The 23,094-nt window shown below is 58.9% G+C and carries 17 protein-coding genes and 3 pseudogenes; 11 read left to right on the forward strand and 9 right to left on the reverse strand.

Annotated features, from left to right (window positions below; all coding sequences use genetic code 11):
- The first annotated feature begins 167 nt into the window (after positions 1–167).
- Positions 168–596, forward strand: a complete 429-nt coding sequence (locus QMO82_RS07865; protein WP_183609688.1) for a hypothetical protein — start codon at positions 168–170, stop codon at positions 594–596.
- A gap of 295 nt (positions 597–891) precedes the next feature.
- Positions 892–1,512, forward strand: a pseudogene (locus tag QMO82_RS07870) (transposase); the annotation flags it as partial.
- Positions 1,513–2,537: 1,025 nt separating this feature from the next.
- Here the strand turns inward: QMO82_RS07870 and QMO82_RS07875 are convergent.
- Positions 2,538–3,429 (reverse strand): annotated as a pseudogene (locus QMO82_RS07875) (protein-L-isoaspartate O-methyltransferase).
- A 295-nt stretch (positions 3,430–3,724) separates the two neighbouring features.
- Positions 3,725–4,234 (reverse strand): GNAT family N-acetyltransferase, encoded by a 510-nt coding sequence (locus QMO82_RS07880; RefSeq protein ID WP_183609687.1) that lies wholly within the window; start codon positions 4,232–4,234, stop codon positions 3,725–3,727.
- 119 nt (positions 4,235–4,353) lie between these two features.
- Here QMO82_RS07880 and QMO82_RS07885 point away from each other — a divergent pair.
- Both QMO82_RS07885 and QMO82_RS07890 read left to right on the forward strand, forming a co-directional pair.
- A pseudogene (locus QMO82_RS07885) lies at positions 4,354–4,653 on the forward strand (FCD domain-containing protein); the annotation flags it as partial.
- Between the two features lie 159 nt (positions 4,654–4,812).
- Positions 4,813–5,133, forward strand: coding sequence for a hypothetical protein (locus QMO82_RS07890; RefSeq protein WP_183609686.1), 321 nt, complete (start codon positions 4,813–4,815; stop codon positions 5,131–5,133).
- Positions 5,134–5,226: 93 nt separating this feature from the next.
- On the opposite strand, the gene QMO82_RS07895 is transcribed toward QMO82_RS07890, so the two are convergent.
- Genes QMO82_RS07895 through QMO82_RS07925 form a run of 7 tightly spaced genes read right to left on the reverse strand, consistent with a single transcriptional unit; the run spans position 5,227 to position 13,058 of the window.
- Positions 5,227–5,361 (reverse strand): hypothetical protein, encoded by a 135-nt coding sequence (locus tag QMO82_RS07895; RefSeq protein WP_272784387.1) that lies wholly within the window; start codon positions 5,359–5,361, stop codon positions 5,227–5,229.
- 55 nt (positions 5,362–5,416) lie between these two features.
- On the reverse strand, positions 5,417–6,481 hold the full coding sequence (locus QMO82_RS07900; RefSeq protein ID WP_183609685.1) for a GDP-L-fucose synthase: 1,065 nt from the start codon (positions 6,479–6,481) through the stop codon (positions 5,417–5,419).
- Entirely contained in the window at positions 6,474–7,577 is a 1,104-nt protein-coding gene (gene gmd, locus QMO82_RS07905) for a GDP-mannose 4,6-dehydratase (protein WP_183609684.1), read from the reverse strand. Before gmd ends, QMO82_RS07900 begins: the two co-directional genes overlap by 8 nt.
- Positions 7,578–7,598: 21 nt before the next feature.
- Positions 7,599–9,878: a tyrosine-protein kinase domain-containing protein gene (locus QMO82_RS07910; protein ID WP_183609683.1), complete on the reverse strand. Its 2,280-nt coding sequence runs from the start codon at positions 9,876–9,878 to the stop codon at positions 7,599–7,601.
- Entirely contained in the window at positions 9,875–11,017 is a 1,143-nt protein-coding gene (locus tag QMO82_RS07915) for a glycosyltransferase (RefSeq protein WP_183609682.1), read from the reverse strand. Before QMO82_RS07915 ends, QMO82_RS07910 begins: the two co-directional genes overlap by 4 nt.
- The gene (locus QMO82_RS07920) at positions 11,011–12,111 is read right to left on the reverse strand and encodes a glycosyltransferase family 4 protein (RefSeq protein ID WP_183609681.1); all 1,101 of its coding nucleotides are present in this window, start codon (positions 12,109–12,111) and stop codon (positions 11,011–11,013) included. Before QMO82_RS07920 ends, QMO82_RS07915 begins: the two co-directional genes overlap by 7 nt.
- Positions 12,108–13,058, reverse strand: a complete 951-nt coding sequence (locus QMO82_RS07925) for a glycosyltransferase (protein ID WP_183609680.1) — start codon at positions 13,056–13,058, stop codon at positions 12,108–12,110. Before QMO82_RS07925 ends, QMO82_RS07920 begins: the two co-directional genes overlap by 4 nt.
- A 625-nt stretch (positions 13,059–13,683) precedes the next feature.
- Between QMO82_RS07925 and QMO82_RS07930 the strand changes: the two genes are divergently transcribed.
- The 7 genes from QMO82_RS07930 (at position 13,684) to QMO82_RS07960 (ending at position 22,923) form a co-directional block, all read left to right on the forward strand.
- The gene (locus QMO82_RS07930; protein ID WP_183609879.1) at positions 13,684–15,003 is read left to right on the forward strand and encodes an O-antigen ligase; all 1,320 of its coding nucleotides are present in this window, start codon (positions 13,684–13,686) and stop codon (positions 15,001–15,003) included.
- Complete coding sequence (locus QMO82_RS07935) at positions 15,000–17,126, forward strand: right-handed parallel beta-helix repeat-containing protein (RefSeq protein ID WP_183609679.1); 2,127 nt, start codon at positions 15,000–15,002, stop codon at positions 17,124–17,126. The genes QMO82_RS07930 and QMO82_RS07935 overlap by 4 nt, the downstream gene beginning before the upstream one ends.
- Positions 17,127–17,173: 47 nt before the next feature.
- Positions 17,174–17,371, forward strand: a complete 198-nt coding sequence (locus QMO82_RS07940) for a hypothetical protein (protein ID WP_183609678.1) — start codon at positions 17,174–17,176, stop codon at positions 17,369–17,371.
- Positions 17,372–17,609: 238 nt separating this feature from the next.
- Complete coding sequence (locus QMO82_RS07945) at positions 17,610–18,464, forward strand: WecB/TagA/CpsF family glycosyltransferase (RefSeq protein ID WP_183609878.1); 855 nt, start codon at positions 17,610–17,612, stop codon at positions 18,462–18,464.
- Positions 18,465–18,482: 18 nt separating this feature from the next.
- A complete protein-coding gene (locus QMO82_RS07950) occupies positions 18,483–20,003 on the forward strand; it encodes a sugar transferase (RefSeq protein WP_183609677.1) in 1,521 nt (506 codons plus the stop codon).
- 45 nt (positions 20,004–20,048) lie between these two features.
- A complete protein-coding gene (locus tag QMO82_RS07955; RefSeq protein WP_183609676.1) occupies positions 20,049–21,092 on the forward strand; it encodes a UDP-glucuronic acid decarboxylase family protein in 1,044 nt (347 codons plus the stop codon).
- A 4-nt stretch (positions 21,093–21,096) separates the two neighbouring features.
- On the forward strand, positions 21,097–22,923 hold the full coding sequence (locus tag QMO82_RS07960) for a glycosyltransferase (protein ID WP_183609675.1): 1,827 nt from the start codon (positions 21,097–21,099) through the stop codon (positions 22,921–22,923).
- Positions 22,924–23,094 lie beyond the last annotated feature (171 nt).

Raw genomic sequence — 23,094 nt, forward strand, 5'->3', positions numbered from 1 at the left:
CCACGGCGCCATAGAAGGCCAAGACTTCGCAGATTTCAATCCGCTGATTTTATTGAGTTTCCTACCCAATACGGAACCGAACACGGACTTTAGTTTCGTTACTGCTGCGGGAGGGATATTTCGACACCCGTCGGCAGCGCCGCGAAATGATGGGGCCAGAGGCGAAAATGGCATGTCAGACGCCTTTTCAGATCTGGAATTCGGTCAGCCCCATCCTACTTTCGCACCCGCCAGTGACTGGCGCCAAGCATCCGGCGGCTGTTGAGAGCACGACAAACAAACCGAACGGAGCTGCCCTTAACAATAGCGCCGGCGGCAACGGCCAGCGATGGCGGCTGCCGTTATTCCCCGCCAAATTGGCCACCGCAACGAACCGGCTGCCTCATCCGAAGCCCGCGACAATCCCATCGCCCAAGCTCGCCGCTGCCAATGACCACTCGGCGGAGAACGGCTCGGATCGCGGCAGTGCATTGGCATCGGCCGAAGACGAAGCGCCGTCGCTCGATCGCCCAATTGTCCGCGGACAACTGGCCCCATCTCTGATCCAACAACAGGCGCGAAGCAATGCCGCGCGCGCCAAGAGAGCCTCAAACTGAGGCGCCCCGCAGGGCCTCGCAAGGAGCAGCGTTGGAGCGCCCCCTTCGAGGCTCCGGCCTCCGGCCTGCGCGCCCAGGATGAGGTATGTTGGAGGACGCCCTCAATAGGGAACCTTGGACGATGCTGCCCCTCAACAGAAAGTCAGGAATCTGCGCCTCGGTGCCCAGCCCTGCAGATGGTGGCGCGGCCACTGAAGCCGGACCAGCGCCCAAGAGAGCCTCATCCCGAGGCGCCCGCAGGGGCCTCGAGGGACGAGGCGGGTGCGCCAAAGATTGATCATCCGATTGTCCGCGGATGCGGCCGGCGCAGATCCCCCATATCGACGACGGCCGCATAGCGTTTGCTGCCCCCGTCACCCGCCGCCGTCAGCTCATCGACATGGCAGTCGCCGAGAAAGAACCGCCTCGAACATGCCCCGCAAGCCGTTGCCGCCCTGATCGGCGAGACCCTCGCCGCCCTCAAGACCCAGCTCGCCCGCGTCGATGCCGCCATCGCGCTTGCCATCGAGACCGAGCCCGATATTGCCGCACGCCGCGACCTGCTGCTGACCGCGCCCGGCATCGGCGAGATCGGCACCGCCGTGCGCATCGCCGAACTGCCAGAGCTCGGCGCCGTCGACGAAAGAAACTCGCAGCCCTCGTCGGCGTCGCGCCCATCGCCCACCAGAGCGGCGCCTGGCGCGGCCAGCGCCATATCGCTGGCGGCCGCGCCACCGTCCGATGCGCCCTCTACATGGCAACGCTCTCCGCCATCCGCTGCAGCCCGGCCATCAAAGCCTTCCACAAAAGGCTGCGCAACGCCGGCAAACCACCCAAGGTCGCCCTCGTCGCCGCCATGCGAAAGCTCATCATCATGATCAATACTATTCTTAGGCGACAAACCCCATGGAGCGAGCCACAACAACACGGTTGCTGAGGTGCCCCGCAGGGGGCCTCGAAGGACGGGGCTGGCGCATCCACGTCGATGAACGCAAGGAGCAGCGCCGAAGCGCGCCTTCGAGGCTCCGGCCTTTGGCCCACAACCTCAGGATCAGGCGCTGGAGGCTGCCGCCTTCAATAGGGAGCCTTGGACAATGCCGCTCCTCAACAGAAAGTCAGGAACCTGCGCCTCGGTGCCCGGCGCCGCAGATTGTGGCTCGGCCACTGAAGTTGGACCAGCGCCCAAGGGAGCCTCATCCTGAGGCGCCCCGCACGGGCCTCGAAGGGCGAGGCGGGTGCGTCAGAGGTTGATTATCCAATTGTCCGCGGACAACTCACCGAATGCGCCACGTCCAACTTCCAAAAGGGCCTCACCTTGGGTGCTGCGCAAGAGGCCTTTGAGGACAAGGCGGGTGCACCGGCGTCTGATGAATGCAAGGAGCAGCACTGCGACGTGTCCCTGCGAGGCTCCGGCCTTCGGCCTACCCAGCTCGGGATTAGGAGTCTTGGAGAATGCCGGCTCTCAATAAGCGGCGTTGGGGTGGCGTCAGAGGTTGATCATTGCAACGAGCGGCCCGCCGGTTTTAGGAATGAGCGGTCGCCTGGCGCAAGTTGTCCGCGGACAACGCGGCACCGAAACCGGCCACGCGCCATAGTCAGAGGCCGCGCCCAATTCAAGTTTCCTCCAGCCTCACCCGCCATGCGACCCAACCGACAAGCTTGAATCTGCCGCAGTGCGGCATTACCTCATGGCGAACCGAAGCACTTGACCCCTTCGGAGCCGCTTCGGTCCGACGGACAGCATTCCCCCTCCCAGGCTGTCGGTCACTCTCGAAGCCCGGCGCCCCTCTCCCGCGCCGGGCTTTCGTTATTTTGACGAACCACCGTCATCGCGGAACAGGCGCCGCCCAGCTTCTCCATTCCTGTCGCCCAGGCCCTCAAATGAAATGCCTGGACAACCGGCTGCCCAATAATTGCCCGCATCGTCAATCTGCGCCGTCGTCAGCCCATGGCGGTGAATGTTCAGGCATCGTCATAGCAGAGCGCCCATTGGTCGCCGACATACCAGCAGCGTCCTATCGGCGGCTCCTTGTTCCAGAGCAGGCTTTTGATGAACTCGATGCCGCCGCGTTTGAACGCGGCCGTCAGCTTCTCCACCTCGCTCTCGTCGATCGTCAATCCACCATTGGCGCAGACGAAATAAGCATTGCCGATCCAGCGCGCCGCAAATCCAGTCGCGCCGCGCTCGATACGAAGTGCGGCGCCATGGGATGCATGACGACCACCATTCGACGGCCGGGCCGGGCGCGGCACGCCGAGTGGCAGCACCAGGCGACCTCCGGGCCGCAGCCTTTCGATCCAGGACGCCGCAGGACGCCCGACGGCGAAATTCACGTAGATCGCATCGACCTCTTGCTGCGGCCATTGACTGCCGTCGGCGGTGACGACGCTGACATTGGCCCGATCGGCAAGCGCTGCTTGCGCGTGGCCGGCCAGATCGGGATCCATCTCGACGGCATGGACATGACCGGTGGCGCCCACCAGCTCCGCGAGAATGGCGCTGTAATAACCCGTGCCGGCACCGATATGCGCAATGCGATCACCAATTTGAACATCCAGTTCTGCGAGCAGCCGGGCATGCAGCGACGGACTGCCATTGTTGACGCCCTTGTCGGGCTGCAGAGCAAACAGCACATCCTGATAGGCCAGAACCAGATCAGAGGAGAGCAGGGGGCGATATCCCCCGCCCAGATTGGCGATCTGCCATGGCGGCGGGCAGGAATTTTTCGCGAGGGACGACGGCAAAGGCAGCTTCGATCCGCGGGTTCGTCGTTGCCGCGGTTGCCACCACCTGATGGGCGTAAGCGCGGCGGATCAACGCAAGTTCCTCGGCGGTGAACATCGCAGTCGGCATGACTAACCTCCGGATATGGCTTTTGGCGATCTGTTCCGTTTCTTGGGCCTTTGCGTGCTGCAGATCGATCCATCGATGCCTCATCACCATCGATAGCGCGGGGCAGCAGCCTCAAACAGCGGGCATTTGTGACGGAAGTTAAACGCGATTTTGTTTCCCTTGCAGAAAACTACGTTGTTACGTCATACGCTTAATATAGCCGGGGCAATTCGAACCCGTCACTGGACATCACTGACCTGCAAGCAGGCCGCACCGGCCTGCCGCGTTGACCTCTTCCTATAACGCCGTCGGTGCCTCAGGCGTCGGCCGTCGTGTGATGCCCGGCGCCGACGCTGAAACGTTTCTTGATCCGGTCGACCGGCGTCCCATCCAGAAGTGGAACCTGGAGCAGCCTGTCATAGGTCTCAAAGCCCATCTTCGCGTAATAGCCAAGTCCGCTGACATTGTCGGCGCGGATGGTCGCATTGATGAATTCGAGCCCGAGCTCTTTCGCCGCCGCCTTTGTCGCAGGAAAAAGCGCGCTGCCGACGCCTACGGTCTTCGGGTTCATACGGGCAAAGGTCGCAATGTCGGCGAAGCCTTTTGGCGGATCACCGTATAAGCTCAGCGATTGAAAGCCGACCAGCGACTGGTCGTGCTCTGCAACATGGCAGACAAGAGGAAACTTGCCGTCGATGAACCAATCGGCGAACTCGGCGGCCGAAAGCGGGGTCTCGAGCGCGGTCGTTCCCCCGGCTCGGATGATCTCGTTCAGGAGAGCGCTCAATTCCTCGGCGTCGGAGGAGACGGCGTTTCGAATATGCATGTCTTGGCTACCTCATTGTCAACCAACAACCTATCGGCGAGATCCAGAGATGACAAGTCGCCAGTTCGTCCGCCGGGATGAGGTATCGTCACGCCCGACATCATCAATTCCGAATTGGAATCATCGAGCGCCAGCGGATGTCGCTCGGGCGGGCCGAAGAGGTCATCGATGCGGATATGGAATTCCACACCCGCATCGCCCAGATCTCAGGCAATCCGATCTAGGTCGCCGTCAGCGAGGCCATGCTTGCCTGGCTGAAGGAATATCATACCGAGATGCTGATCTGGACCGGCAAGGAAAAGTTCACGCACGCCGAACACGACGAAATCGTCGATCGCCTCGAAGCCAACGACATCGACGGCTCCGAGATGGCGCTCCTCAAGCATCTCGAGCGCTCGCGAGCGCTTTACGCCAAGTAATCACCAACTCCCCGCTTGAGCGGCATGCCTTTCATCCTCTTAGCCGCACTGCGGCTTTCGAGCGCGAGAGAGCATTTGTCGGCAGCAACGGAACAATGCTCTGCCGACGAGGTTGTGGATAGGCCAAACACGCAACGATCCCCAAAGGAGGACACCCAGATGCGTATGAAACTCGTAGCAGCTTCGCTTTTTGCCCTCGGCATGGCCACCTCGGCTTTCGCCCAGTCCAACCCAGCGCCGGCCGGCGCCACGATCGACAAGAACCAGGCCGATCAGGGCGGTGGCGCGAGCGGCGACATGAAGGCCAAGAAGCCGATGGCGACGGATACCACCACGACAGGCTCCACCACCGGCGGCGCGATGAAAATGGACAAGACCAAGTGCCCCAATCCGGTTAACAATTCCGCCAACCTCCAGACGCAGGGCGGCACCAGCAACGCCACGCCGATGGACGAGGCCTGTGCAGCCCATAACAACTGATCAGCTCACCAGCAAAACCCCGCTTCGGCGGGGTTTTTGCGGACTGCATCCGGCAACGCAGGCCAAATCGGCGAGGAGAAACTGAAGCACTGACTATCTGCGCAATAGCGCGACAAGCGATACCGGCATTTCGACCGCGAAGAAATTCATTGCCGCACCGATAATAATCACCCACACGGCAATGACGAAAATGAGGGCTGCGATCCTGATTTCTACTGGCCCCAGCATATGCGTCCCCCCCCGAGACCAACCTTCATTACCCCTCGCGCAAATTCGCTATGCGCTAGGGATGTTGTGCGACTGGAGAGAGCATGGGCGCGTGCGGCGCCGAGGTCTTGGCTCTCTCAAAACTGATGTCGCTTGGACCGACCGCGTCGCCTGAGATAGCCCTGTTGCTGCGTTCGAGATAACGCCCATCGAGGAAGGAGCGGTAGGCATCTGCGATGCCCTCCTTCAGACCTACCTTCGGAGACCAGCCGAGAGCGCGAAGTCTGTCGACGCTCAAGAGTTTCCGTGGCGTGCCATCCGGCTTGGCGAGGTCGTGCGTGATCTTGCCTTCGAAACCAACGACCTCGGAGACGAGGCATGCCAATTCGAGGATGGTCATGTCTTCGCCGGAACCGACGTTCACATGGCTGTCGGCAGAATAGGTCTTCATGAGATGGAGGCAGGCGTCGGCGCAATCGTCGACATGCAGGAATTCGCGCCGTGGTGTGCCGCTACCCCAGATGCATATCTCTTGCTGCCGGTTAATCTTGGCCTCATGCGCCTTGCGTATGAGCGCCGGCATGACATGGCTCGACCCGAGGTCAAAATTATCCTCCGGGCCATAAAGATTGGTCGGCATGACCGAGATGAAATCCCTGCCGTGTTGTTTGCGATAGGCCTGGCAGAGCTTCAATCCGGCAATTTTGGCGATCGCATACCATTCGTTCGTCGGCTCAAGCGATCCGGTCAGCAGGGCGTCCTCAACGATCGGCTGATCGGCGAATTTTGGATAGATGCAGGACGAGCCCAGAAACATCAGCTTTTCGACGTCAGCCCTATGGGCTGCGTGGATGACGTTGGCTTGGAGAATCAAGTTGTCGTAAAGGAAGTCGGCCGGATAGCTATCGTTGGCGAGAATACCGCCGACCCTCGCAGCAGCCAGGAAGACGGCGTCGGGATGATTCCTGCTCATCCAGGCCTCCACCTGCTCCTGCCGTCTGAGATCGACCTCGGCGCGGGTGGCCGTCAAAACCTCGCAGCCCTCGGCAGCGAGACGCCGCACGATCGCAGAGCCCACCATGCCGCGGTGGCCCGCGACATAGACCCTTTTTCCGGCAAGGCTGTAGATCACCTCAGACATGGGCAAAACCTTTGGTGACACCTGCCGACGGAACATTTCGTGCCATGAGTTTCAGATCCTCGCGCACCATCTCGGCAACCAGCTGGTCAAGGCTGGTCTCATGTTTCCAGCCAAGCTTGGTGTGCGCCTTCGTCGGATCGCCGATCAGAAGATCGACTTCAGTCGGACGGAAATACGCTGGATCGATCTCCACCACACACCGACCGGATGCCTTGTCGTATCCCTTTTCCTCGACCCCGGTCCCACGCCAATCAATCGGCATGCCCACCTTTGCAAAGGCCTTGTCGACAAAGGAACGAACCGAGTGCGTTTCGCCGGTCGCAAGGACATAGTCCTCCGGTTCGTCCTGTTGCAGCATCAGCCACATGCCGCGGACATATTCCCGTGCATGTCCCCAGTCGCGCTTGGCATCCAGATTGCCGAGATAGAGCCTTTCCTGCAGTCCGAGATGGATCGCAGCCGCCGCCCGGGTGATTTTACGCGTCACGAATGTTTCGCCGCGGATCGGGCTTTCATGATTGAACAGAATGCCGTTCGAGGCGTGCATGCCATAGGCCTCGCGATAATTGACCACGATCCAATAGGCATAGAGCTTGGCCGCCGCGTAAGGGGATCGAGGGTAGAAAGGCGTCGTTTCGCTCTGCGGGACTTCCTGGACTTTGCCGTAGAGCTCCGAGGTGGACGCCTGATAGAAGCGGGTCTTCTTGGTCAGCCCGAGGAGGCGAATTGCTTCAAGCAGCCGCAGCGTGCCGGTTCCATCGGCGTTAGCCGTATATTCCGGCGTCTCGAAGGAGACTTGAACATGGCTCTGTGCAGCGAGATTATAGATCTCGTCCGGCTGCGTTTCCTGAACGACACGGATCAGATTGGTTGAATCCGTCATATCTCCGAAATGCAGGATAAAGCGAGGATTCTCGATATGCGGATCCTCGTAGAGATGCTCGATGCGGCTGGTGTTGAAGGAGGATGAGCGCCGCTTGAGGCCGTGAACGATGTAGCCCTTCTCCAAGAGCATTTCGGCCAGATACGCACCGTCCTGACCTGTTATACCCGTAATCAGCGCTACTTTTCGGTTCTCTCTCATTCTCATATCCATGATTGCCCTCCAACTCGAATACTAATGCAGAAGAAAGTAATGCTTCATGGTTCGGACAATTTTAAGAATTGAGCGATTGCCATTATGTGTGATGTATTCAGGATTTGGATCGTAGTATTTCATCAGAGATTTCGAAAAAAGCTCTGAGTCGCTGAAGTTATACAACGCGTGATTTTTGGTATTTACATTGTTGATCGCCACAACTATTTCCGAATTTCGCGAGCCTTTCATTTGCTGCAGGCTGAACTCGAATGCGCGGCGGCTCGTTTTTCCCCATCTGACAACTGCAAGCGTTCTTTCCGCCAGGGCAGCCAGATGCACGGTGTCTGCCGAGACGAGCACCGGCGCGCTGTCGAAGATGACAATCCGGCCGGCCGCGCCCCCCAACTCGATGATTTCTGCCAGGCCGTTCGAACGGACGCGCCGCTGGAGACTGAATCTTCCAGATGGAATGAAATCGATACCGCTTGGATGGTGGTAGACGATGTCGCGGAGATCGGCCTGACCAATCAGGAATTCGTTCAGTCCGTGCATTAACCCCGACCTGAAAAACGAATCGAGTTTTCCCCGCCGAAGGTCGCCATCGACTAGCAGCACCGGAACTGCGGCGGCGGCAAGTTCGATAGCCAGCGATCTCGCGACAAGCGACTTGCCGTCCCCGCTGTGAGCCGAGGTAACGACGATACTGCTCGGCAACTTGCCGCCGTTGGATTGCTTGAGTGAAAGCACCGCGGTACGGATTGCTTCGTCAAACATCGGGACCGGCATATGCTCGAACATCGTTCTTGAATTTTCCCGCCGCGCCAGACGCGGGATAAGGCCAGCCGGTATCGTGCGCGCTATTCCAGCTATCTGGTCGAAACTCCGAACCGTCCGATCCCACATTTCGATCACGAAAGCAGCCGTTACGGCTACCGAGATTGCAGCCAGGAGGGCGCCTACCAGATAGAAAAGCCGTCCACGTCCCTGTGGCGTGAGCGGCACTGAAGCCGGTGAGAAAACCTCCAGTTCCGCCCCCGGCAACCTGGCCTTGGCGGCAAGGTCACGGCGCTGGTCCTCAAGCTTGTCGAGTGCCGCTTGCTCCTTGTCGGCAATACGCTGCAGTCGCGTCAATTCCGTCTGCGCCAGGGCATCGCGCGTGCGCTTTTCCTGAGCATCAGCCAAGAGGGATTCCAGTGCGCTAGCTTCATGATCAAGCGCGGCGAGCTTGGCGCGCATCGTTTGCAGATATTGCTTGGTCGCAAGGTCGAGATCGGCACGGGATTGTTGGATCTTCCCACGTAAATCCACCACGGCCTCGGCATTGCCGTCATATGTCTGAAGAAGACGGGCGAGATCCTGCTCCTGCGCGTGAAGGTCGCGTTGCTTTGTGGCAATGTTGTCGGGAACGACGATATTCTGCACCGCGGCCGAAGCGTTATCCGCTGATTCCAGCGTGGATATCGTCGCCTTTACCTCGACCCGGCTTTCCTCGATTTTCCCTTCGCGGCCAGTGAGTTCCAGGAGTGATTTGATGCGTTCATCCTGAGCGTCCTCTTTTGAGACGATGTCCATCGATTCTTGATAGTTGCGGGCAGCGTCGCGAGCGGTATCTGCGCGAGCCTGCTGTTCGGCGACGCGCTGTCGGAGCCAGTCTCCCGCTGAAACCAGGCGGCCACGGACACTGTCCATCCGCTCATCGAGGTAAATGCTGACAACCCGGTTCGGAACCGCGGCTGCGAGTTCAGCATCATTCGCAGTGAAGCTGATCTGGATAACTTCACTCTTATCTTCGTGCCACACGCCGAGCGCCTGATAGTATTCCTGGATGGTGGCGTCGATGTTGTCTCCTGCCGGCAAGGTGGGTTTTTTCGTGTCGAACAGGCCGCGCAACGTCGCCCGGATCCTGTCAATGAACGATATCTTCCGCAGCGCTGGATTGAATTCCTGCCGCTCGTCAAGCCGCAGCTCGCGGACGACTCGCTCTGTGATGCCTCTGGATAGAAGCCGCTCGGTCTCCGATTTCACGTCAATGAGATCAGTACGGCTGGTATCGTCCACACTAAGTAATGTTGCGAGAGGCTGGCGGATAATCAATCGGGCCGATCCCTGATAGGCGGGCTTCAACCCAGAGATCATCATCGCCGCGGGCACCATAATCAGCACCGCTATCGTGATGATCACGATCATTCTTCGCCGGACGAGACCGACGGCGGCTCCCAGATCGAAGTGGTCCGCCTTGGTCTCAACCTGAAAGCGAGGGTCATAGCGCATCGGCGAGATCGGAAGGTTGCGGTCCGGCGGAAGAGTGGAAATCGTCATCGTGCGCCAACCATTGCTTGAGGTTTCGCGGAAACGGTTTCGTAAAGTTTCTCGAGCGACCGCATATAGGCCCTCATGCTGAAGTGGTTGAGGTAATGCGTGCGCCCCTGGGCCGCGAGCCGGATGCAGCTTTCAGGATCGGACACCAGCTTCGCCAGGGCTGCAGCCAGGGCATTCGGGTCTCCGACGGGGACGAAGATCCCGGTTTCACCGTCGGTAATGACTTCGTCATGCGCCCCGACACGCGTGGTAACGACTGCGAGCCCGTGGGACAGCCCTTCGAGCACGGCCATGGCCAGACCTTCGGCGTGCGAGGGCAAGACCAGGATATCTGCGCGCGCGCACAGGGCCCGCGCCTCACCGGCGTCAAGCCAGCCGGGCATCTCTACCAGATCTGAAAGCGCCAAGGCGTCAGCCTGACGGCGATAATCCTCGACGGGTCCGTCGCCCGCCAGCACAGCCCGCCACTGGAGTTCTTTCATGACCGGATGGCTCAGCGCCAACAGAAGCTCCGTGACACCTTTGCGTTCGCTCAACCGGCCGAGGAATACGATCAAGGGTGTCTGGCCGACACGAATATTGTGCGACCCGGGGTCGGGGACGCAATTATGGGCCACGACCGTGCGGCGCTCATCAACGCCAAGAAGTGTCGTCAGCGTCAAGCGATCGCGCTCGCCCAGCGCCACAACGCAATCGGCGTTCTGAAACATCCGACGGATGAGCCGCTGTTGACGCGGCGAGCGTTGCGCAAAGTCGCCGGCGTAATCGTAGTCGTGCAGGTGCAACATGTGGCAGCATCCGAACAAGCGGGCGGCCTCCGTCAGGATCAGCTTTCGCGACGTGCTGCCGCGGCCGGCGATATGGATATGGTGAATGCGGGCCGGCGCAACGATCCGGTCCTTTGCCATCGTCAGGATGGCGCCGAGCAGGCGTGCGGGTGACGTCACCTTCGACCATCGAGCTCCCCTGGTATCGGTGACGAAATGCTTTGTGCCGGTCTCTTTCGCCGTCTCTGTTATATAGCCGACCAGCCTGCCAATGCCGCCGCCGTTCTCGCAGCCGCCCGGAACATAGTGGCGGACGCTAGCCGCGCTCCCTACAGCCATTCGATTTCTGTCCGTGAGAGCCTCCATCAGCATGATCCGACCACCTCCCGATAAACCGCCGCCGCCTGGGCGCCGACCCGTTCCGGCGAATTCGGTCCTCTGGCCCATTCGAGCGCGTTGTCACCGAAAATGTTTCTGAGCGCGCCGTTGTCTGCCAATGTCCTGATGGCTGCCGCGAGCTCCTCGGCATCTCCGGGAGGGACCACTATTCCCAACCCATTGGGCTGAACCGTACCCCGCAACTCGCCGACATCAGTCACGATGACCGGTTTGCCAAACGCAGCGGCAAGGTTGAGCACACCGCTTTGAGATGCTTCCGTGTAGGGAAGCACGACGATGTCGGTGTCCAGGAAAAGCTGGGCGACCTCTGCATCCTCGATAAAGCGATTGCGAATATCGTAGCGGTTGGCATCCCCCATAAGCGGCTTGAATATCAGCGGATTGTCGCCACGGCCTGCGACCGTGATGCGTAGGTTGGGAAGGACATCCTTCAGCATCGCCTCGGCCCGGACCAGATGTTCCAGTCCCTTGTAGGCAAAAATCCGTCCGAAGAGCAGGACGCGGACGGTTCCATCCGCTTCGCGCGGCGCCATTTTCTGTTGCCGTGCGAGCTCCGCATAGCGAAGGATGGAGGGATGCGACAGGACATGGACACAGCCCGGCGATTTTGAATATCGGTCGAGGATCAGCCGCTTCAGACCCTCGCCGTGGACGACAAGATGTCCGGATTGCTTCACCATCAATTCGGGGGCCCAGCCGGGCAGCGTACGCGTATCGGAATCGCCGGGGTGGATTGCCACGTCATGAACGGTCGTCACAAGCGGGATCGGGCGCCAGAACGGCACGGCGAGGTTCAGCCAAAGTGTGGAATTGCTGAGGAGATGAATGAGGTTCGGCCGTTCCCGCCGGATCAGACGCGTAAGCTGGTACAGAAACCAGGGATTGGAGAGAGAACGGTGTCTCGGCCAGTCCAGAAGGTGCAGATCGACAGCCGGATCGAGGGAAGAGGCGAGATGTGCATAGCGCCGGCGCGGTACGGCAAGCACGACGTCCAGGTGTTGGGCAACGCCGCTGGCAAACGAGATGGTGTAGTCTTCCAGTTCGGAAACCAATAGCAGCGCCTTCATGTCGCTGCCTCCGACAAGCCGGCGTCCAGACCGAGCCGAGACAGGCCGCGCGCCGCGCGCAAACTATCGCGCGTCCGCCTGAGCAGGTTCGGTTCGCCGGCAAAGAAGAGGCCTTCGACGGCAAGCTTGAACCGGGTGCGTGCATCGGCTCCCTGCAGCTTTGCCGATGCGATGCGATAGGGATGGTGATCCGTCAGATGTAGTCTTGCCGGCAGTTCATGGGCTGAGAGAAACAGGTTCGTTGCTTCGACGGTGCGCTGCCAATGCGTCATCCGCCCCCTTAGTGTGGCGGCATCTTCGGTCGAGCGATACCAGTTGTTATTGTGGATGCGGTAGAATCCAAGCGGATCCGGCACGGCAATGACGTCCCCCAGAAACGGATAGATCCCCACGAGCCAGGCATCGGCCGATATGCGGAATTGTTCGGGAATGCTGCCCGCAGTATTCCATGCGCTTCGTCGCACCGCGACGGCTGACGTCATCGGAAAAGGCCACCAACCAGCCGATCTGGTGAGGAGCGGCGGCAAAGCGCCCGAACACAGGGTCCGAGGGATCGGCTTGGAAGTCGGCGTGCCATCGACAAGCGTGGGCTGCAGTCGGTGATAGACGAGCGATGCTTGAGGGTTTGCTCGGAACGCCGCAGCCGTCGCCGACAGCTTGCTCGGCGCCCACCAGTCATCGGCATCCAAAAAACAGAGAATCTCGCCCATGCTTGATTCGACAGCGGTATTGATCGCAGCGGCCTGTCCTGCGTTCTTCTGAAAGATCACCTTTACTCGGCTGCCATACGCTTCCAGAACGGACCGCGACTGGTCGGTAGAGCCGTCATCGACGACGATTATCTCGACATTGCCAGCATCTTGGCTCAACACGCTGTCTATCGCCCGCCCGACGAAGCGAGCGTAATTGTAATTATTGATGAGGACACTGAGGGCCGGGCGCTCCATGACGGGCGCTCAGGCGGGTTGCCGCGATGCACCGCCGTGCAGCAGCGCAAAGTTGCTTAAGAGTTTGACCTTGACGCAGCCATCGAGGTTTGAAGCCTCGGTGACGGGGCTATCCAAAATTCCCCGTCGGCCGAACAGCATCTCGTGCGGAGCCGATGAGATCGCCGCTGACAATGCCGCGACGTGTCGAGCGCCCGTCGTGTTGCATAGAGAACTAGGATCATGACGCAGAAACATGGCAATCCTAAACCTTCCAGGCTTCGACTGCAGAGAGAGCCTCTGTCAGAATTGTTGCCTCATTCCATTGGGCCGCGGCTTACCCACCACGCTCCGCAAGACATTCATCGCCACGGTAGCGGTGAATGGACACGTGCAACATCTGCTCTTAAGGGCAATCCCGCGGACATGGAGACCCGTCTTTTGGGTAATATCGGCGGAAAGCTTAAGCGCAACATCGTCTTTGGGTGTAGCGAAGGTGCAATAGGCGTAGTCCACCCTTCACTAGGACAGATTGACTGCGGATGTAGCCGGATGATTGCTTGAGAGCAGCGCAGCCACGAAGGCCGGCAGCTTTTTTATTGCCGCGATCAGCAGCCGCCTCTGTTCAAGTCAGTCGGGACGGAAAATGAAAGTAGATAGCCTCAGAACCGCCAGCGGACCAACCATCAGTTGGCGGGTCATCGAGTGCTGGGGCGCCGGCATATCCATTTTTCTTCAGGCAGGCGCCTTTCTGCCACTCATCCTGTCAGATGCGGACGGAGCGCTGAGCGAATCCGCGAAATCCATACTGCGTCTCCCTTGCTTTCCTGTGTATGCCTTTACAATCGTGATCCTGATCCGCAATTTTCCGCAATTTCTAACGGCGCTCAGGCGAAATCTGATTGTTCCCCTGATCCTTGTCTTGCCGTTTTTGTCCACGCTGTGGTCAATAGCACCTCCCACGAGCTTGAGGCGCGCAATCGCCCTTTTGTTTTGCATACTTCTTTCCTACGTCCTGGCGATACGGTTCACGCCAAGGCAGCTGCTGTTCCTGTTATTTGTGACCCTGGGAACTTGTAGCGTCCTCAGTGTGGTTGTCTCCGTGGTGTCACCAAGCCTCGCCAGTATGCCGGATGGTGCTATGCGGGGCGTCTTCATTCACAAGAACGTCCTGGGCTGGTATGCAGCTCTGACGATCCTGGTCGCGACGGCCGTGCTGATAGACGGGACGCTCGGCCTGCGGCGAACCGCGTTCATCGTATTGGCCGCGGGTGTGATTTGCCTTGCAAGCTCCGGATCGATGACCGCGATCATTGCAACGTCAGTGGCGTATTGCCTGATCGGCTTTTATTCCGTCCTGCAAAGAAGCAGCAGCATTGGCCGCATCGTCATCGTCCTGCTTTTCATTCAGTTGTCTCTCGGCATTCTGATTTCGCTTCACGAGTTCCTGGTTCCGGCCCTTGAAGCGCTCGGCAAGGACGCGACTTTGACGGGTCGGGTGCCGCTGTGGGAGCTGGTTGATCGCGAAATATCCAATCGTTGGATGCTTGGCTATGGTTACCAGGCTTTTTGGACAGTCGCGAACCCCGAAGCGACGCACATCTGGTTAACGATAGGATGGGAGGCGCCCCACGCGCATAATGGATTCCGCGATATCTTGTTGAGCTTTGGAATAATGGGAATGATTCCGTTTGTTCTGCTGCTTCTCCATGCAATCCGCCAGGGCGCGAGCCTTCACTGTCACGATACGCAGTACGGGTGGCTCTGGCTCAATGTCCTTACAATTATGATTCTGGTGATGAATCTGACCGAAAGTATTTTTTTCGCTCAGAATGACGCCATCTTCATCCTCTTTACCGCAGCCATCATCATGTTTTCGCTGTACGCACCCGTGGTTTCGACCAGCCATTCGCCATCTTGGCAGGCGCCCCCGCGTGGCCTTGCGAGCGGGTTGCAGATATCATGAGGCGGCGTTTTGCACTGATCCTGAGCGTTTTGCCTGTCATGCTCTTTCCGCGGTCCGGCAATCCGGCTCCGGTCGGGACAGAGATAGATGCGCCCGAGCGCCTTCAGACGCTTGTCAGGGAGGCGACTTGCGCGGAAGCTTCCGCGACTTCGTCAGCCAAGTTGAATGGGACTTCTCTAAGCGGCGTATTGAGCGGCAGCACTGCGGCGGGGACGATATTTTACGTTTCTCCCGATGGCAAAGACAGCTGGAGTGGCCGCCTTCCCATCGCAGACCAGCAGGGGGGCGATGGCCCTTTCGCCAGCATTGAAAGAGCTCGTGATGCTGCCCGCGAGAAGGGCGGCACCAACACGATCGCGTTGGGTAAAGGCGATTACTACCTTACTCAGCCGATCGTCTTTGACGCCCGCGATGCGGGTTTGATCCTCACGGCAAGATGCAATGAAGCACCGATTTTGCATGGGGGCCCGCGCGTGCGCGACTGGGGACAGCAGGCCGATGGCCGCTGGACGGCGCCGCTGAAATTGCCACCGGATGAAGGGGTCGGTGACCTCTTCGTCAATGGGATACGCCAAACTCGAGCTCGATTCCCCAACGCTCCCGCTGATGGCGATCCACGCAAGGGTTGGTTGTTTGCCGCAAAGTGCAATCCTGCCATCGACATGAGGGAAGGAAACACGCGCTTTTGTTTCCACGCCGGCGATCTTCCGGCAATGGGCGATACAAGTGGACTGGGCGTGGATATCGTTGGAGGGTATCAACCCGGAAGCCAGTGGGGCAATGATACGCTCCCAGTTGTATCCATCGATGCCGCCCACCGGACTGTCAATACGAAAGGCACCGGCTATTTCTTTACCGCAGAAGGCAGCCGCTATTTCCTGACCGGAGCCAAGGCCTTGCTCGATGCTCCCGGCGAGTGGTGGTACGACCTTGCCGCGGGCGAGCTTCATTACATCCCTGTCGATCAGTCGCTACCCGATTCCGTAGTCGTTGCCGGCACTCTGCCGACATTCTTCAAGTTGGATGGGGCCAATGGGATGGTCGTATCAGGGCTCGAGTTTAGAGATGGAGCTCCTGACGGCAGCGGCAAGTTCTATACGGAGACCAGAGGATTTGGCGCGATACGGATCGAACATGCCGCTGGCGTCAAGATTGTCGGCAACAGTATCGACAATGTCGGCGTCGGGGTCCATGTGACGGAAAGCAAGGATGCCTTGATTGTCGGCAATGTGATTGCGGATGTGGCTGGCAATGGGATCTACGTCGGCACGAATTATGGCACGTTCGGTAAATCGAACGGCGCAAGGATCCTTTCAAACCATCTCCATGACATCGGAAAGGTTTACATTGAAACTGCCGGAATTTGGTTCCAGGCGGCTGACAATGTCAGGATCGCCGACAACCTGATCGAAAACACGGCACAGTTTGGGATTACCGGCGGTTCGCTGTGGGGTTCCAACGACGCCGTCTATAACGCTATTATCGAGCACAACGTGATCCATAACGCCAATCAGCAGACGGCAGATGGCGGCGCCATCAAGATGATGGGTGAGCAGGGCAACCCTCTGAACAGCATTATCCGCTCCAATCTCGTCACCGGGACCGGTCATCTGATGAACAGGGCCGATGGGACGTTCTGGCCTCCCGGATATGAGAATACCAGCGAATGGCCGTCTCCCATCAGTTGGGCGATCTATACGGATGGGAAGGCGAGCGGGCTGCGGATTGAGGGAAATACACTCTCGGGCAACGTCACGGCGATCGGTATCAATGGCGGTTGGAGCAACCTGGTGGTGGGAAACGTCATCACAGGCGGATCGGGCGCGGCTTTTCGCGTTGATGACAGCACCGGCAGGGGTTGGCGTCCGCCATGGGCGAGCCCCAATCGCATCGAGGGCAATACCGTGTCGATCGACAGCAGCGGTGGGCTTGCAGCTTATGTCTACGCTCCAGACCACGGGCCTGGATACGTACAGTTCGCGCATAACCGCTACATCGGCAATTTGAACGACAAGAGCTTCCGAATATCTCCGGGAATCATGCGTTCAGGAGAATTTGGCAGTCTGCTGGATCTTCAGAAGGCTGGGGGGGACACCGGAAGCGTAGTCGTGCCGGCCGAGTAACAAAAGGCGCCGCGACGAGCAGTGCTGCGGCGATAAAGTCCGCAGCTATGGCGACCTATAACCCCTCTAATCATGGCGGGCACGCGCTGCCGGCAACCACCGCAGACCAGAACGGTGACGAGATGAGCGTGGCGACCCGATTTCGAAGCGAAAACCTCATCAAAGATGATGGCATCGCCCGCTTGGTTCTGTCGGGCATCTCTGAGGCTCGCCAGCCGGAGCCTTCATCTCCCCTGTTGGGTTGACCATGCCTCCCCGGCTTCAGTCGCGCGAGTCAGACCGCTCTTTCGGGACAATGGTTATCAAATAGAGCAACAGGGTAAGCGGTGGGGTACATAGACTTACTTCGATTATTGTACGTCATCCCGGCGTAAGACGTAAACATGAAGTCTCTTCTACGTCCAATAGCTGGAGCAGCAAGTATGGAGGCAATCGGCCTGCCGGGATATTCTGATGACAGTTTCGGTCGCGAAAGCGCAGGTCATGAGAAAACAACCAGCAGGCAGCAGCCAAGCTTCAGTTCTTCATCCAAAGGGCGCCTTGGAATGGACGAATGTCCTTGGTGTCCGCGTTTCGGCGGTCAATCTCAAAAGCGCGACTGGATTTATTCAAAAAGCGATCGAAGACGGCAGGAAGGAATATGTGTGCGTTCGCGACGCACACGGCGTCGTCCGGTGTCAAGATGATCCCGAGCTCCGATCGATCCATAACCGGGCGTTCCTCGTAACCCCCGACGGCATGCCGCTGGTATGGGCGTTGAAGCGGGCCGGCCATTCGGAGAGCGACAGGGTCTACGGGCCTGACCTGATGTTATCTGTTTTCGAGGCCGGCAGATCCAAAGGCTTGCGCCACTTCCTTTACGGCGCAACCGCCGAGACGCTGGAGCAGTTGCAGGCGCGCCTTCTCGCAAGATTCCCGGAAGCTGAGATAGTCGGCTCCTATGCACCGCCTTTTCGCAATCTGTCGACGCAGGAGGAAATGGATATTGCTGACCGGCTCAATCGGTCGGGCGCCGATATCATCTGGGTCGGGCTGAGCAGTCCCAAGCAGGAGCTCTGGATGGCGCGCATGCGCGATCGTCTGGAAGCATCGATGCTCATCGGCGTCGGAGCCGCATTCGATTTCCACGCCGGACTCAAGCGACAGGCTCCGAGGATCATTCAAAGAAGCGGTTTCGAATGGGCGTTTCGTCTTTTGTGCGAGCCGCGACGGCTGTGGCGGCGCTATGCGCTCGTGGTGCCGACCTTCATCTCATTGACAGCATTCCAGAGACTGGGGCTTCGGAAGTTTCCGATCGACGACGCCGTTTCCGGATCGGGTGCGTCGGGACAAATGTAGTAGAGGAGTAAAAGCAGCATGTCGTTCCTTGCGCCGTCAGCGATGAAACCGGGTCGGTCGAAGGCATCCACATCAAATAACGTGACGTCGCGGGCGATTCCGGCAGGCTCCCTGCCACCCATAACAACGAAGATCGCCGATCCCTTTATACGGGCAGGGCTGAATATGCCCCTCGCACTGCGGCGCCGGCTTCCTCGGCTTGCAACGTCGTCCGTCTTGGTCGCCGGCGACATTGCCAGCTATTTGATTGCCTATTTTGCTCTCCTGTCCCTTTTTTCCAGTGGTTCGGCCAATGGTTCGGAGGGCACGACAGTGGAGCGTGCGTTCACGATCGCAGCACTGGCTGAGATTGTTCTTTACGCATCGGCCGGCCTCTATCCCGGATATCGGCTGCACGACCACGAACATCTCAGGCGGCGCATTATAGCCGCCGTCAAGGTGACTGTCCTGACAGCGTTCGGAGCTATGATCCTACCGGAGGGGGCACGACTGCTGCTTGCCGTTATCGGGTTCCTCAGTCTCGGGCTGATTGTTCAGCCGTTTGTGCATTGGCTTGCACGAGCCCTGTGCTGGAGACTTGGAATCTGGGGGGAGCGCGCGGTTATCATAGGGGCGCGCAATCTTACTCCCGCTCTCATGGCACATTTCAAGGACCATTGGCAGTATGGCATCAGGCCGGAGTCCTTTTGCCCCGATACCTTAGAGGCATTGCCCGATGGCGGGCCATCCATTGCCATGATTGCCGGCGACACGATTGCGAACGACACGGGCTCGCTTGTGCCCGACTTGGCGGCGATGCGTCGAAAGTTCGCCGAAGTCATTTTGCTGTCCGACACGCCGAGTCTCAAGGTAAGCGGATTGCGACCTGCGGATGTCGGCGGAGAGATCGGTATTCGCCTCGTCACCGATAGGAGTTCGCTCAACTCGGATCTGGTTCGCCGGATCCTCAATCTCGCCATCGCCATCCCTGCAACGATCGTGGTCGCGCCATTCATCGCGATTGCAGCGGCCGCGATCTATGCCATCGATCCAGGCCCCGTCTTCTTTCGGCATGCCAGGGAGGGACGGTCCGGCAAGCCGGTGCATGTCCTGAAATTGAGGACGATGTACCAGGATGCAGAACAGCGCCTTGAAGCACTGGTCCGAGACAACCCGACCGTGCGCACCGAGTGGTTGAGCCACTTCAAGCTCAAGGACGATCCGCGCATCCTTCCGGTTGTAGGACATATGCTGCGCTCTTCGAGCATCGACGAGCTTCCGCAATTGGCCAACATCATTGCGGGCGAGATGGCCTTCGTGGGACCACGCCCGTTTCCAGAGTATCACCTTTCGGCGATGGACGGCGAATTTCGAGACAAGCGCCGGTCCGTCACGCCGGGGCTGACGGGTCTCTGGCAAATATCCGAACGAAGCAATGCGGATATCAAGCTGCAGCAGCAACTCGACGAGTTCTACATCGACAACCGGTCCTTGTGGTTCGACCTGCACATCATTCTCAGCACAATTCCTGCGGTCTTAAAGGGCAAGGGAGCTTGCTGATCTGTTCCTCGTCCTGTGGGCAATCATCAACAACGGAGCACACCAATGCACGGATACAAGCGGATTATGGTTACCGGCGGCACCGGATTTCTGGGATCATTCCTGTGCGAAAGGCTTTTGCGAGAGGGCAATGACGTCCTCTGCGTGGACAATTATTACACCGGTTCGCGCGACAATGTGCTGCATCTTCTTGACGATCCTCGCTTTGAGATACTCCGCCACGACATCACCTTCCCGCTTTATGTGGAGGTCGACGAGATCTACAACCTCGCCTGCCCGGCATCTCCGGTCCATTATCAGCACGACCCGGTGCAGACCGTGAAGACCAATGTGCACGGGGCCATCAATATGCTCGGCCTAGCAAAACGCACAAAGGCGAAGATCTTCCAGGCATCCACGAGCGAAGTTTATGGCGATCCGGCAGTCCACCCTCAACCCGAGGAGTATCGAGGCAGCGTCAATCCCATAGGCCCGCGGGCATGTTACGACGAAGGCAAGCGCTGCGCCGAGACGCTGTTTTTCGATTATCATCGTCAATATGGCGTGGAAATTCGGGTGGCGCGGATCTTCAATACCTACGGACCGCGCATGCAGACCAATGACGGCCGTGTCGTCTCCAATTTCATCGTTCAAGCGCTTCAAAACGAGCCGATCACCATTTTCGGCGACGGCAGGCAAACCCGGTCATTTTGCTACGTGGATGACCTGATCGACGGCTTTATCCGCTTGATGGCGGCGCCGGCTGGCGTGACAGGCCCCATCAATCTCGGCAACCCCGGAGAATTCCAGGTCCGTGAATTGGCGGAAATGGTCGTCGAAATGACGGGATCGAAGTCCGACATCATCTTCAAGGCACTACCAGTTGACGACCCGACACAGCGCAAGCCCGACATCAGCCGCGCAACGCAACAACTGGGCTGGCAGCCGAAGGTGAACCTTCGGGAGGGCCTTGAGAGAACGATCGCCTATTTCGAGTGGAAGCTTTCCGGCGGAGTAAAGAACAAGCTCGACGTCCGCAACCCGCCAGAAACTTATCCACATCTGGCGGCTCCGAACCTCGGACTGACTGCTCCGGAAGCCGCTCGATAGCGACATGAATAGCAACGTTCATCATCGAAAACCGCGGCTCGTTTTTTTTCAATGGGACCATCAACCCAATGCGAACGCGGCCGGTTACCTGCTGCTGCACATGCAGCAGCAGGCCAAATGCCTCGCAACGCATTTCGATGTCGTCATCATTAGCCGCGACTGCGATTATGCTGAGATATGCGACCGGTACGAGCCGGATCTGACGCTGTTTGAAAGCGGTTATCGGTCGCATGGCTCACGTCGGATAAAAATCACCAACACCAATACCCATGTCGCCGTCCCGAAGCTTGGCCTTCATAACGCCGATCCATGGTGCGATCGACGCGCCGGCTTCCTCTCCGATATGGAGCAGTGGGGCATCGAGACATATTTCGCGATCGCCACGATGACTCCGGAATATATGCCGGCTGTGAAGGAGAATCTGTTCGTCTGGCCCAATTTCATCGATCCGGAAGTCTACCACGACTATGGCCAGCAAAAGGTCATCCCGGTCACGCTCACCGGCCAAGTCTATGGTCTTTATCCCTGGCGACAGACGGTCTTTCCGATGATCCGCGACCGTTACCCCTGCCTGGTCTCGCCGCAGCACGCCTATGAAAGCAAGCTGGCCTCTCAGCTCCTATCTGGAGAGGCCTATGCGCGCGCGCTCAACGCAAGCCTCGTCGTTCCCACCTGTGGCACGATGGGCGGGGAGGTCGTACGCAAGCACTTCGAGATTCCCGGGGCGAAAGCCTGTCTCGTGACGGAACGTACGGCCGCAGTGGAGGCCGCTGGCTTTGTTGATATGGAGAACTGCGTCTTTGTTGACGGCCACAACGTGGTCGAGCGACTGGACTACCTCTTTGCCCATCCCGACGAAATACAGCGGATCACGACAGCCGGTCACAGTTTGATCCATTCGCGTCATACGGTGAACCATAGACCGCAAATATATCAGTGGTTCTTGCTGAACAAAGGCTTGCAATTCGGCGAAAAGATCATCCAATCAGGGCCTTTCGGCGAACTTGCAAAGGTCAAGCGTGTCGCAAAGCACGAGAGCGTCCATATCGTGGGGAAAGCGAGCGATCGCGCTCTACTGAATCAGGGCGACTTGCTTCTCGAGCAGGACAGGGTGGGGGAGGCGAAGCACTGTTACGCACGCTGCCTGGACTATGTGTCCTACCTTCCCGAAGCTAAATTCCGCCTTGCCATCTGTGCGTTGCGGGAGGGCGATGCCGATCGCGCCTATGACCTTCTGGTGGACCTGGTCAAGGTGACCGTGATCGAATACGGGGCGGTTGATCCGGATCCGGTCGAGTGGGCGTACTTCTTGCTCGCTTTGATCTGCAAAGGCCAGCTTGAGCGGGCGCGGAGGCTGCAGGATTTCTATCCATCCTTATCTCATGAGGAATTCAGGCGGGCGCGCCTCGTCATCGCGCAACTCGGCTGCTCGGGTGGGGTTGTCGCGGGACTGTATGGCAGGGAACGAAAAAGCATTCACCAGGTTCCCGACCGAAGCGATTCCGAATGGCTTACATGGTTCGACAATATCCTGGAGCGATGTCAGCAGCCAGATCTTGCAAATGTTCTTCGTCAGGCTCCCGCTGGCGGAAGCGGGACGAGCGCAAAAGTAACCGCGCCATACTTCAAGGGTGATGCTGGTTGGCGCCTGCGACTATATTCAGGCGTCGATGGCCTGATGGTGAAGCTGCGCCTGACTAACTTGCGGCCGAATGTACCGCCTCTGCCGGAGTTCCGATATCTCCGGCATCTCGTGCGAGCGTTGGTCCCCAAGTCGCAAAGAGGCGCGATGCGCTGGATCCGAACAGCGCTTTCCTGGCCCCCCGTGTGAGCATCAGCAAGGAACTGCGGGCAACCGTGCACAGCCTCGCTTAGAGGCGTGTATGGCAAGCTCCTGGGTGAGGCTGAAGACACGTCGCGAGGTCTCTATGTCCGTCGCATCGCTGACTCGGTGGCGCATTTGCCGTGCAGCCACCGAGGATTTAGCGCAGAATGCGTTTTC

Origin of the sequence: Rhizobium sp. BT04, from assembly GCF_030053135.1 — a bacterium.
GTDB lineage: Bacteria > Pseudomonadota > Alphaproteobacteria > Rhizobiales > Rhizobiaceae > Rhizobium > Rhizobium binxianense.